Raw genomic sequence first — 11,985 nt, 5'->3', positions numbered from 1 at the left:
ACCAATGTATGCGCTTACATCGCGGTGTGCAACCACCGGCTTTCATTGGCGGGGTGGAACATCCTCGGGAGTCGCCGTCGCACGGTGCGAGGGCGACCGCAGAGCGGGTCGACGGTGCGAGGATCCGCGCAGCGTGCGAGGAGGCGAGCCTCGCACCACGAGCGGTACCTCGCACGCTGCCTCGCGGCGGGCGGGCGCCTCGCACGGTGCGAGGGCGGCGGCGCGTCTGCTGCGGTCAGGCGTCGAGCACCGGCGGGCAGCTCTCGCGCAGCAGCACCTCGACCGGCAGGCGCACGGCGCGCGGGGGGCCGTCGGGGTGGGTGAGCCGTTCGACGATCGCCCGCACAGCAGCCCGACCGAGCTCACCCATCGGCTGGTGCACGGTCGTGAGGCGCGGCTGCGAGAAGCGTCCCGCGTCGATGCCGTCGAACCCGGTGACGACGACGTCCTCCGGCACGCGGATGCCGAGGGCGGTCGCCGCGTCGAGCACCCCGAGCGCCGACTGGTCGTTCGAGCAGACGGCCGCACGGGGGACGTCACCCTCGAACAGCGACGTCGCGAGCTCCCGGGCGCGGGCCCGGCCGAAGTCGCCGTGCACCACCGGCACGTCGGCCGGGTCCACCCCGTGCTCGACGAGGGCCGCACGGAAGCCCGCCGCGCGCTCCATGTCGTCCGGCGAGTCGATCGGCCCGGCGACGTAGGCGATCGAGCGGATGCCGAGCCGGCCCACCACGTGCGACACGACCGTCCGCATGCCCGCGGCGTTGTCCACGCTCACCGAGTCGAAACCGTGCGAGCGCCGGTCGTCCGCGAGCACCACGACGGGGATGCGGCGAGCGACGTGTTCGAGCAGCTCGTCCGGGACCGTCTGCGCCAGCACGGCGAGGCCGTCGACGCGTCCGGCGACGTCGTTCACGATGACGTCGCGCGACGGCCCCCGACCGGCCGCGACCATGAGGGCGAGGCCGCGCTGCCACGCCTCGACCTCGGCGCCGCGGAGGACCTCGTCGAAGTAGAGGTTCGACGAGAACGGCTGCGTCACGTGCCGACGGTCGTCGACCACACGGACACCACCGTCCGTGACGAGGTCCGGCCGTTCGTCCGGGACGACGTCGAAGCCCGGGAGCAGGAGTCCGACCACGCCGGTGCGCTTCCCGGCGAGGGCTCGCGCGTTGCCGGAGGGCACGTAGCCGAGCGTCCGGATGGCGGCCTGTACGCGGTCGCGGGTGCCCTCGCGGACGGCGTCGGGGGTGCGGAGCACGCGACTGACCGTGGCGATGGAGACCCCGGCGGCGGAGGCCACGTCGTAGACCGTGGGAGGTGCGGTGCGCTGTCCAGCCATGCCGTGCCTCCCGTCCGCCGTCGCGCTGGTGGTGCCGCGCCCGGGCGGCCGGACCATCCTAGGCACGCCGCCGCGACCGGTCTGTCCACAGGGCTGCGCACACCCTTGCGCAGGACGGACAGACCGGGCCACACTTGAGCGACCTCAGTACGTCCCGTGAGGAAGCGCATCCGCAGGCAGGGGCCTGCGTCACTGATCCGATGCCCACACACACAGGAGCCCACGATGTCGAAGAACACCCGCGGACAGAGCCGTGACGTCATCACCGAGTCGATCGCCGTCGACGAGGTGAAGAGCGGACTGCTCGACCACAGTCAGGGGAACCAGAACGCCTGGATCTTCGGTGAGGCCGACGGGAGCGAGGAACCGACGCTCTGACGAGCGGCCGCTCGGCGCGAGAACGCCGAGCGCACCGTCAGCGTCCTGCCGGAGCGTCGGAGCGCTGGAGCGCTGGAGCGCCGGAGCGCCGGAGCGCCGGAGCGTCGGGCCGCCGGGCCGCCGGGCTCCCGGGCGCCACGTCAGCGCTCGGTCGGCCCGACGATCGCCATGCCCGCGCCACGCAGCCGCCGTCGCTCCTGCGCGATGAACGCGAGCAACCGGTCGTTGGTGCCGGCCACGTGCGCCGCGAGCAGGTCCGCCGCGCGGTCGGCGTCGCCCGCGCGGACGGCGTCGAGGATCGCGCTGTGCTCGTCCCAGGCGGCGTCGCGGGCCTCTGGCGTCCGCACCTCGATCCAGCGTGTCCGCTCGAGGCGGGTGAGCGCATCGGCGACGGCGTCGGTGATGAACCGGTTGCCGCCGAGTGACGCGAGGTCGAGGTGGAACGTCGAGCCCATCCGGATGCCCGAGCGCTGGTCGGGTGCCTCGCGGAGGTCGTCGAGGTGCGCCCGGACCTCGTCGAGCTGCTCGGCCGAGGCCCGCGCGACCGCCAACCTGGCAGCTGCGGGCTCGAGGACGCCACGGAGCTCCGCGAGCGAGGCGATCTCGTCGAGGTCGATCGGGGTGACCGTCCACGAACGGCCCTCGTGCAGGATGAGCCCCTCGCGCTCGAGCCGCGACAGTGCGGCACGGACGGGGGTGCGCGAGGCGTGGAACCGCGCCTCGAGCCCTCGCTCAGAGATGCGCTCACCCGGCGCGATGTCGAGGGTGAGGATCGCTGCGCGGAGGTTGTCGTAGAGCTGCGCGGTCTGCGAGACCGGCGCGTCGTCCACCGTCACCACGTCTGTCGTTCCAGCCACGGTCCGAGAGCCTAGCAGGCATGGTATACCGTTTTGGTATACCAATCAGTCCTCGAACGGAACCATCGTGACGATGCCGATCACCGCCCCGCGCCCGACGACGACCCGACGTGCCTGGACGATGCTCGCGCTCGGGGTCGCGGCGCAGGCAGCAGGGACCCTCGTCGTGTCGGCGCCCGCGCTCCTCATCCCGTACCTGCACGCCCACGGCACACCGCTGCCCGTCGCCGGTGTCCTCGCCGCGGCCCCCACGTTCGGCATGGTCCTGACGCTGATCGCCTGGGGTGCCGTCACCGACCGGTTCGGCGAACGGGTGGTGATCGCGGGCGGGCTCGTCCTGACCACCTGCGCGGTGGCGGCTGCGTGGGCCACGGCGGGCAACACCGTGCTGCTCGGGCTCGCGTTCCTGGCCGCGGGCATGACGAGCGCCTCGACGAACGCGGCGAGCGGTCGCGTCGTCGTCGGGTGGTTCCCGAAGGAGCGCCGCGGGCTCGCGATGGGGATCCGGCAGATGTCGCAGCCGCTCGGCGTCACCCTGGCCGCGGTGACGGTGCCGCAGCTCGCCGAGGGCGCCGGCATCCGCGCCTCGCTCGTGCTGCCGGTCCTGCTCTGCGCGGTGCTCGCGGTCCTCTGCGCGATCGGCATCGTCAACCCGCCGCGTGCCTCCCGTGCCGAGGCGCCGGCCGAGCACGTGGCGAACCCCTACCGGTCGGACGGGTTCCTGTGGCGCATCCACGCGGTGTCGGTGCTGCTCGTGGTGCCGCAGTTCACCCTGTCGACCTACGGGCTGGTGTGGCTCGTCGGACTCGGGTGGTCGACGAGTGCGGCCGGACTGCTCGTCGGCGGGGCGCAGTTCGTGGGGGCGATCGGACGGATCCTCGTCGGGGCCTGGAGCGACCGGGTCGGTTCCCGCGTGGGGCCGCTGCGGGTGGTCGCCGTGAGCGCGGCCGTCGTTATGGGCGTGCTGGCGCTCGTGGACGTGACACACCTGGCGGCGGGAGCGGTGTTCCTCGTGGTCGCGACCAGTGTGACCGTCGCCGACAACGGGCTGGCGTACACCTCGGTGGCCGAGGCAGCGGGGCCTTTCTGGTCCGGCCGGGCGCTCGGGGCGCAGAACACGGGGCAGTTCATCGCGGCGAGCGCCGTCGGGCCGGGTGTCGGCGCGCTCGTTGCGGGGCTCGGGTTCGCGGCGTCGTTCTCGATCGTGGCGGTCCTGCCGCTGCTGGCGCTCCCGCTCGTACCGCGGGCCGACCGGTCCCACGACTGACGCCCCTCGGAAGCGGCGCCGACGTGCGGCCTCCGTGTGCGCTGCCGAGGTTCCACGACGCGCCGCCAGCGCGTCGCTGAGGTTCCGAGGACGGCGCCGGGATCGCCTGAGATGCCGACATCCCGGAACCTCAGGAAGTTCCGCAACCCCAGGAGGACGACGCGCGCGAGACACGGACGGGAGGCCCGTGGCGGGGTCGCCACGGGCCTCCCGTCCGTCAGGGGGTCACGTGATCAGGCGGGGACCGCCGGCCCGACCGGCCAGCGCAGGAGCGCGGCAGCGGCGGTGCCGCCCGGCAGCGATGCCGCGTTGACGAGCACGAGCTCCGCGTCCGTGAGCACCGCCGCCCGCACGAGCGCGCACACCGCCGGCACCGGGCCGATCACCGGGACGCCGCCGGCCTGTTCCGGAGCCGTCGCGACCCACGGTGCCGCCCCGAGCGCGAGGAGCGTCCGGTCGCCGATCGCCACGGCGTCGAGCGCGACGACCGAGCCCTGCGCCTGCTGCAGCGCCTCGACCACCGGACCGAGCCCGGTCACGGCCTGGTTGTCGCCGCGGCCGACGTGGGTGCGGAGGAGGTCCTCGAGGTCGTGCCGACGGGTGGCGACCACGCGGGCGAGCGCCACCTCGACGTGCTCGACGAACGCCTGCTTCGAGGCGGTGTCGGCGCGCGGGTCCCCCGGGAACACGGACACGAGGGCCTTCGTCTCGGCCGACAGGGACTTCACGAGCAGCTCACGTGCGGTGACGTCGCCCGCGATGACGACGAGTCCGGGACGGCGTTCGCGGACCGTGGCGTCGAGGGCGGCGGCGAGCTCGGACTGGTTCTGCTTCCAGATCTCCTCGGTGTGCTGCTGCCAGTGCGGCTGCTTCCACCCGGTGCCGGCCTTGGCGTAGTGCAGGGTGTCGTTGCGGCCCTCGACCTGCTGCTCGTCCGGGGCGACCGGTGCGTGGCCGAGCCGGTAGGTCCGGAACGCGCCGCCCTCCTTGCCGGCGTGCACGACGAGGAACGGCAGGTCGACCGGGCGGTGGGCGACGAGCGGCACGAGGTCGGGGACGGCCCCGACACCGACGGACTCGGCTCCGTGCAGGTGACCGGGGAGGACCTCGCTCAGGACGACCGACCCGTCGTGGACGAGCACGTACCGGGTGACGGGCGAGGGCACTCCAGCCTCCTGCTCGAACTCGGCGGCGATCGCGTCGACGACGGAGTCCGGGGCATCCTGGGCGCGGAGCGACTCCTCGACCGCGCGGAGCTTGAGCGCCGCCTGCCGCCTCGGGTCCTCCACGTTCCCGGAGACGTCGGCGTAGGCCCAGGCCCAGCTCCCCCCGTCCTCCAGCCGCTGTCCCAGGATCTCGTGCAGTTCGCTCGTCGCGTTGGTCGACGTCATGGCAGCTCCTTCCGCTCAGCGTGCCGGAGCAGGACAGCCCCGACGGCGGACACCGGTTCGAGCGGACCCTGTCACGGTCCCCTGCGTCCGCGTGCGCCCACGATCCACCCCTCGGACCGCGAGCGTCCACAGTGCGGAGGGAACGTCCAGCGACCTGCGCGAAAGTACAGCAACGCTCGGTTTTGTGGTTGGCTGGGCGGGACCCCGATCGACGACGAACCGGAGCCAGGCGATGCAGCCGACAGGCAGAAGAAGCCCCATCACGAGACGACAACTCCTGGGCTTCGGCCTGGGGACGGCCGCGGCGGGTCTCCTCGCCGGCTGTGCGGTGCCGGGCTCGACGAACGTGAACAAGGCGGCGCTCATCCCCGCCGCGTCGGGCGGCGAGACCGTCCAGCTCACCTACTGGGCGTGGCTCAAGGACCTGCAGAAGGTCTGCGACGTGTGGAACGCGAAGAACCCCCGCATCCAGGTCACCGCGAACTGGATCCCCGGCGGCAACAGCGGCGGGTACCAGAAGATGTACTCCGCGCTCGCGGCCGGCGGTGGCCCGGACATCGGACAGGTCGAGCTCCGCCAGATCCCCGAGTTCATGCTCGCGAACGGCCTGACGGACCTCGCACGGTACGGCGCGAAGGACTTCGAGTCGAAGTACGACGAGGCCGCCTGGGCGCAGGTGTCGTTCGTCGACGGCATCTACGGCATCCCGCAGGACACCGGCCCGATGGGCTTCTACTACCAGACCGCGATCCTCGAGCGGGCCGGCGGAGAGCCCCCGAAGACCTGGGACGAGTGGCGCGACCTCGCCGACAAGGTGCGGGGGACCGGCAACGGGAACTACCTCGAGGTCTTCCCGGTCGCCGACGCCTCACCCTTCGCCGCGTACGCGCAGCAGGCCGGGGCACGGTGGTTCAAGATCGACGGCGACGAGTGGGTCGTCGACATGACCGACGACAAGACGATGATGGTCGCCGAGTTCTTCGACGGCTGCATCGACGAGAAGCTCGTCGACACGAGCGCCGGCGCGTACTCCCCCGGTTGGTACGCCGCGTGCGCCAACGGGAAGATCGCGGCCGTCACGAGTGCGAGCTGGGGTGACGCCCTCATCCAGTCGATCCAGGGCGGCGAGGGCAAGTGGAAGGTCGCGCCCATGCAGACCTGGGGCGACACCGGCTTCGGATCGAGCGCGATCGGCGGCTCGACCGCCGCGGTCCTCGCGAACGCGAAGCACCCGGCCGAGGCGCTCGAGTTCATCACGTGGATGACCACGTCGGAGGAGGGCATCGACGCGATGATCCGGTACTGCGGCATCGGCTGGTCGCCCGCGGTCGACTACATCGGCAAGCAGCGCGAGCAACCGTCGAAGTGGTTCTCGGGCCAGAACTACAACGAGGAGGTCTTCGTGCCGGCCTCGAGGGAGCAGAACGTCGACTGGTCGTGGTCCCCCGTGACGCAGTCCGCGTTCACGAGCCTGCAGAACCAGTTCCGCCGCAAGTTGACCGGCGGGCTGAAGCTCACCGACGCGGTGGAGCTCGCCCAACGGGAGATCGTCCAGTCCTTCAAGGACAAGGGCCTGAGCGTGAGGACCGCACGATGACCGCCACCCAGGACCGCTCGGGGGCCGCCTCCCACCCGCGCACCGGCTTCCGCACGAGCACGAAGGCCACGGCTGCCCAGAAGCGGGCCCCGTGGATCCTGCTCGGACCCTTCCTCGCCCTGTTCGTCCTGACGTTCATCATCCCGATCATCAGTGCGCTGTTCCAGAGCTTCACCACCGTCGACCGCAAGGGCCTCTTCGGTGAGGACGGCGTCGTCAGCCGGTTCGCCGGGTTCGACAACTACGCCATCGCGCTGCAGGACTCCGGCTTCGTCGCCTCGATCGGCCGCATGCTGCTGTTCGGGATCGTGCAGGTCCCGGTGATGATCGTCCTCTGCACGATCCTGGCGCTGCTCCTCGAGTCGGCGAGCGCTCGCTGGCCCGCGTTCTTCCGCGCCGTGTACTTCATGCCGTACGGCGTGCCCGGCGTCATCGCGACGATCCTCTGGTCGTTCCTCTACGTGCCCGGGCTCTCCCCGATCGTGGCGCTGCTGCAGTCGATCGGGCTGCAGCCGGACTTCCTCGGCGCGAACAGCGTCCTGTGGTCGATCGCGAACATCGTCACGTGGACGTACACCGGCTACAACATGCTCATCATCGTTGCCCAGCTGAAGTCCATCCCCGGAGAGGTCTACGAGGCCGCGAAGATGGACGGCGCGAACGCGTTCCAGGTCGCGTGGCGCATCCAGATCCCGCTCATCGCGCCGGCGCTCGTGCTCACGACCGTGTTCTCGATCATCGGCACGCTCCAGCTCTTCGCGGAACCGCAGATCCTGTCCACGGTCGCGCCCGCCATCGACACCGAGTACACGCCGAACTACGCGGCGTACACGAACGCGTTCGCCTTCAACGAGTACGGCGTCGCGTCGGCCCAGGCCGTGATCATCGCGCTGGCCGCGTTCATCCTGTCGTTCGCGTTCCTCGCGTTGACGAACCGGCCACCGAGGAGCGAGCGGGACCAGAAGAAGCGCGCGAAGCGCGACGGCCTGGAGGCACGGCGTGCGCTCCAGACGCGCGTCGCCGCCGACGGTGGGTCGCGACCCGCCACCGGCGTCGCGAACCGCAGCACGACCACCGGGGCCGCCACGGGCCTCCCGGCAGACCGCAAGGGGGCGGAAGCATGAGCGGCGAGACGATCCAGGCGCCGGTGACCAAGCAGGCGGCCGAGCCGGTCGACACCACCGCCATCACGGCGCACCAGCGCCGCAAGCTCGACCGGTCCGGGAAGTCACAGATCGTCGTGACGGGGATCCTCGTCATCGTCGCGATCTACTTCCTGGTGCCGCTGTACTGGGTGGTCATCGCGGCGACGAAGACCACCGGAGCACTGTTCGCGACGAACGGGTTCTGGTTCGGCGGCGAGTTCGCGCTGTTCAGCAACATCGCGCAGGTGTTCTCGTACGACGGCGGCATCTTCGTCCGGTGGATCGCGAACAGCATCCTGTACTCGGGCGTCGGCGCTGTGCTCGCGACGTACTTCGCCGCCGCCGGTGGCTACGCGCTCGCGAAGTACGAGTTCCGCGGCCGACAGCTCGTGTTCGGCACCATCCTCGGCGGCGTGCTCGTCCCCGGGACCGCGACGGCACTGCCGTTGTTCCTGCTGTTCTCGACGCTCGGGCTGACCGACACGTACTGGAGCGTGCTCATCCCGAGCCTCGTGTCCCCGTTCGGGCTGTTCCTGTGCCGGGTCTACGCCGCGGCGTCGGTCGACACCGCACTCCTCGAGCAGGCGCGCATCGACGGGGCCGGTGAGCTGCGGATCTTCCACACCATCGTGCTGCGGCAGATGACGCCGGCGCTCGTGACGGTGTTCCTCTTCCAGGTCGTCGGCATCTGGAACAACTTCTTCCTGCCGCTCATCATGCTGGCGGACCAGAAGCTGTACCCGATCACGCTGGGGCTCAACAACTGGCGTGCACAGGTCGATCGTCTGCCAGAGTTCTACCAGCTCACCACCGGCGGAGTGCTCGTCTCGGTCATCCCGCTCGTGATCGCGATCATCGTCCTGCAGCGCTTCTGGCGCGGGGGCCTCACGGAAGGATCGGTCAAGGGTTGACCGTCACTGCAGAACCGACCGCACTCGCCGCCCTGGCGTCCACCACTCCCGGATCCGACACACGACTGGCACCCCGTGCCTGGTTGCACACGGACGCCCCCTCGCTGTCACTCGACGGCGAGTGGGACTTCCGGTGGTCGCCCGTCGCCGACGTCCCGGTCCCCGGGGCCGACGACGACTGGGGCACCCTGCCGGTCCCGTCGCACTGGGTGCTCCACGGTCACGGGGCGCCGAGCTACACGAACCTGCAGTACCCGTTCCCGATCGATCCCCCGCACCCGCCGGAGGAGAACCCGACCGGTGACCACCGGCGCACCTTCTCGCTGCCGGACTCGTTCGACGCGGCGGCCCGGGTCGTGCTGCGGTTCGACGGCGTGGAGTCGCACTTCCGGGTGTGGTTGAACGGCTCGCTCGTCGGGTGGAGCACCGGCTCGCGGCTCGTCACCGAGTTCGACGTCACGTCGCTGCTGCGTCCGGGGACGAACGAGGTGCTCGTGCGCGTGCACCAGTGGTCGGGCGCCTCGTACCTCGAGGACCAGGACCAGTGGTGGCTTCCGGGCATCTTCCGCGACGTCACCCTGCTGGCGCGTCCGTCGGCACCGATCGACGACGTCTTCGTCCGCGCCGGGTGGGAGCCCGTGCTGGGCTCTGCCGCGACCGCGGGGACCGCGGCGTCGGGGCGGCCGTCGACCGGCACGGGGACGATCACCGTGCCGACGCTCGACGCGGTGTTCCCGGTGCGCTTCGCCGTCCCGTCGCTCGGCGTCGACGTGACGTGGGCGTCCGCGGCCGACGTCGCGCCGATCACGGTCGAGGGTGTCGAGCCGTGGAGCGCCGAGCAGCCGCGGCTGTACGACGCGACGCTGTCGACCGGCACCACTGCCGGCGGTCGCGCGGGCGGCGAGACCGTCTCGCTCCGGCTCGGCTTCCGCACGGTGCGGATCGAGGGCGACCGGTTCCTCGTGAACGGCGAGCGCGTGGTCTTCCACGGCGTGAACCGGCACGAGACCCACCCCGTCCGCGGGCGCGTCTTCGACGAGGAGCACGCTCGTGCCGACATGGCGCTCATGAAGCGGAGCAACGTCAACGCGATCCGCACCTCGCACTACCCGCCGCACCCGCGCGTGCTCGACCTCGCGGACGAGCTCGGGTTCTGGGTGATCCTCGAGTGCGACCTCGAGACCCACGGCTTCCTGTTCACCGGATGGGTCGGGAACCCCTCGGACGACCCGGCCTGGCGCGACGCGTACCTCGACCGGATCGCGCGGACCGTCGAACGGGACAAGAACCACCCGTCGATCGTCATGTGGTCGCTCGGCAACGAGTCGGGCACAGGACGGAACCTCGCCGCGATGTCGCAGTGGGTGCACGACCGCGACGACGAGCGCCCGGTGCACTACGAGGGCGACTACACGGGCGAGTACACCGACGTGTACTCGCGGATGTACCCGACGCTGCAGGAGACCGAGTCGATCGGCGGCGGGACGCCCACGCCGCTCCTCGAGTGCGGACCGGCCGAGGCGGCACGGCAGCGGTCGAAGCCGTTCATCCACTGCGAGTACGTCCACGCGATGGGCAACGGTCCGGGTCAGATCGCCGAGTACGAGGCCCTCGTCGACAAGTACCCGCGGCTGCACGGCGGGTTCGTCTGGGAGTGGCGCGACCACGGCCTGCTCACCCACACGGCGGACGGCACCCCGTACTACGGGTACGGCGGTGACTTCGGCGAGGTCGTGCACGACGGCAACTTCGTGATGGACGGGCTCGTCCTGCCCGACGACACCCCGACCCCGGGACTCGCGGAGTTCGCGGCCGTCGTCGCGCCGATCCGGATGTCGTCGTCGGACACCACGCTGCTCGTCGAGAACCGCTACCACTCGGCCTCGACCGCGGGGCTGCGCTTCTGCTGGACGCTGTCGCGGAACGGCGTCGTCGAAGCCTCGGGACGGTTCGCGCCCGGGATCATCGCCGCGCGGGCCTCGGCCACCGTCCCGGTCCCGGACGAGGTGCTCCGGGCCGCGGCAGACCAGGACGCGCTCGCACCGGGCGACGAGCTGTGGTTCGACGTGACCGCGGAACTCGCCGGGCCGACGGCCTGGGCGGACACCGGCCACGTCGTCGCGCGCACCCAGCGCCTCGTCGCGAGCCGACCGGCCGACGCACCGCGCGCCTCCAGGCAGGGGTGGGACGGCGACCGTCTCGGCGACGGCACCTTCACCGCCCGCGGTGACCTGGTCGCGTTCAAGGGCCACGAGGTCGCGGGCCCGCGGCTCGAGCTCTGGCGGGCACCGACGGACAACGACCGGCTCGCGTCGCAGGGCGGCTACGAGACGGCCGACCCGGTGCTCACCGGTGGGGTCGGGGACCCGACCGCACCGGCCTCGGCCGTGAAGTGGGTCGAGCGTGGGCTCGACCGGCTGACCCACCGACTCGTGTCGGTCGACCGCACGGCGGACGGCCTCGTGCAGCGGGTCCGGGTCGCCGCGGCGAACAGCGGGTGGGGTCTCGACGTCACGCACCGCTGGACCCTGACGGACGCCGGACTGCAGCTGCAGACGGACGCCGTGCCGTTCGGGGCGTGGGACGTGACGTGGCCGCGGCTCGGTGTGCGGTTCGACCTCCCGGTGTCGTTCCTCGACGAGACCGCGACGTGGTTCGGGTCCGGTCCGGACGAGTCGTACCCGGACTCCTCGCACGCTGCTCGGGTCGGTCGGTTCCAGGCGCCGGTGCGCTCGCTGACGGTCGAGTACTCGCGGCCGCAGGAGTCGGGCCACCGGCCGTCACTCCGGTCGCTGGAGGTCGGCGACGTCAGCGTGACCACGGTCGGGTCGCACCGTGCGGGGTTCACGCTCACACCGTGGACCGCACAGCAGGTCGCACGTGCCGGGCACCCGTACGAACTGCCGACGCCCGACCACGCGTACCTGTACCTCGACGCGGCGCAGCACGGGCTGGGGTCGCGGGCGTGCGGGCTCGACGTGCTGCCGGAGCACCAGCTGTGGCCGCACGCGGCGTCGTGGAGCGTGGTGCTGGCGTAGGCGGAGCGCGTCGGAACCAGGTTCCGGACACGACACCGCGCTCTTCCGTGGTGTTGTGT

At 71.6% G+C, this 11,985-nt stretch carries 8 protein-coding genes and 1 pseudogene; 6 read left to right on the top strand and 3 right to left on the bottom strand.

The annotated features are described in order from the left end of the window. Positions 1-235 precede the first annotated feature (235 nt). On the bottom strand, positions 236-1,342 hold the full coding sequence (locus ACSW7Y_RS00515; protein WP_438124408.1) for a LacI family DNA-binding transcriptional regulator: 1,107 nt from the start codon (positions 1,340-1,342) through the stop codon (positions 236-238). A 225-nt stretch (positions 1,343-1,567) separates the two neighbouring features. Here ACSW7Y_RS00515 and ACSW7Y_RS00510 point away from each other — a divergent pair, with 225 nt between their 5' ends. Further along, the gene (locus tag ACSW7Y_RS00510) at positions 1,568-1,720 is read left to right on the top strand and encodes a hypothetical protein (protein ID WP_438124407.1); all 153 of its coding nucleotides are present in this window, start codon (positions 1,568-1,570) and stop codon (positions 1,718-1,720) included. A 140-nt stretch (positions 1,721-1,860) separates the two neighbouring features. Here ACSW7Y_RS00510 and ACSW7Y_RS00505 read toward each other — a convergent pair whose 3' ends face one another. Then, positions 1,861-2,577 carry a GntR family transcriptional regulator gene (locus tag ACSW7Y_RS00505; protein ID WP_438124406.1) on the bottom strand — a complete coding sequence of 239 codons (717 nt, stop codon included), beginning with the start codon at positions 2,575-2,577 and terminating at the stop codon, positions 1,861-1,863. A 73-nt stretch (positions 2,578-2,650) separates the two neighbouring features. Between ACSW7Y_RS00505 and ACSW7Y_RS00500 the strand changes: the two genes are divergently transcribed. Next, the gene (locus ACSW7Y_RS00500; RefSeq protein ID WP_438124405.1) at positions 2,651-3,844 is read left to right on the top strand and encodes an MFS transporter; all 1,194 of its coding nucleotides are present in this window, start codon (positions 2,651-2,653) and stop codon (positions 3,842-3,844) included. A 233-nt stretch (positions 3,845-4,077) separates the two neighbouring features. Here the strand turns inward: ACSW7Y_RS00500 and ACSW7Y_RS00495 are convergent, their stop codons facing one another. Continuing rightward, the gene (locus ACSW7Y_RS00495; protein ID WP_438124404.1) at positions 4,078-5,235 is read right to left on the bottom strand and encodes a baeRF2 domain-containing protein; all 1,158 of its coding nucleotides are present in this window, start codon (positions 5,233-5,235) and stop codon (positions 4,078-4,080) included. Between the two features lie 232 nt (positions 5,236-5,467). On the opposite strand from ACSW7Y_RS00495, the gene ACSW7Y_RS00490 reads away from it, so the two are divergent. The 4 genes and pseudogenes from ACSW7Y_RS00490 (at position 5,468) to ACSW7Y_RS00475 (ending at position 11,926) form a co-directional block, all read left to right on the top strand. Beyond that, positions 5,468-6,832, top strand: a complete 1,365-nt coding sequence (locus tag ACSW7Y_RS00490; protein ID WP_438124403.1) for an extracellular solute-binding protein — start codon at positions 5,468-5,470, stop codon at positions 6,830-6,832. Beyond that, positions 6,829-7,770, top strand: a pseudogene (locus ACSW7Y_RS00485) (carbohydrate ABC transporter permease); the annotation flags it as partial. The gene ACSW7Y_RS00490 and the pseudogene ACSW7Y_RS00485, both read left to right, overlap by 4 nt. Before the next feature lie 182 nt (positions 7,771-7,952). Beyond that, positions 7,953-8,888, top strand: coding sequence for a carbohydrate ABC transporter permease (locus ACSW7Y_RS00480; RefSeq protein WP_400410740.1), 936 nt, complete (start codon positions 7,953-7,955; stop codon positions 8,886-8,888). Then, positions 8,885-11,926: a glycoside hydrolase family 2 TIM barrel-domain containing protein gene (locus ACSW7Y_RS00475; protein WP_438124402.1), complete on the top strand. Its 3,042-nt coding sequence runs from the start codon at positions 8,885-8,887 to the stop codon at positions 11,924-11,926. Before ACSW7Y_RS00480 ends, ACSW7Y_RS00475 begins: the two co-directional genes overlap by 4 nt. The last annotated feature ends 59 nt before the right edge of the window (positions 11,927-11,985 follow it).

The organism is Curtobacterium flaccumfaciens (assembly GCF_051548005.1).
GTDB lineage: Bacteria > Actinomycetota > Actinomycetes > Actinomycetales > Microbacteriaceae > Curtobacterium.
This window is presented reverse-complemented; position numbering and strand designations above follow the sequence as displayed.

Bases quoted from the DNA above. Each gene is read 5' to 3' on its own strand.
- ACSW7Y_RS00490 (WP_438124403.1), top strand. From the start codon at position 5,468: ATGCAGCCGACAGGCAGAAGAAGCCCCATCACGAGACGACAACTCCTG.
- ACSW7Y_RS00495 (WP_438124404.1), bottom strand. From the start codon at position 5,235: ATGACGTCGACCAACGCGACGAGCGAACTGCACGAGATCCTGGGACAG.
- ACSW7Y_RS00480 (WP_400410740.1), top strand. From the start codon at position 7,953: ATGAGCGGCGAGACGATCCAGGCGCCGGTGACCAAGCAGGCGGCCGAG.
- ACSW7Y_RS00500 (WP_438124405.1), top strand. From the start codon at position 2,651: ATGCCGATCACCGCCCCGCGCCCGACGACGACCCGACGTGCCTGGACG.
- ACSW7Y_RS00510 (WP_438124407.1), top strand. From the start codon at position 1,568: ATGTCGAAGAACACCCGCGGACAGAGCCGTGACGTCATCACCGAGTCG.
- ACSW7Y_RS00515 (WP_438124408.1), bottom strand. From the start codon at position 1,342: ATGGCTGGACAGCGCACCGCACCTCCCACGGTCTACGACGTGGCCTCC.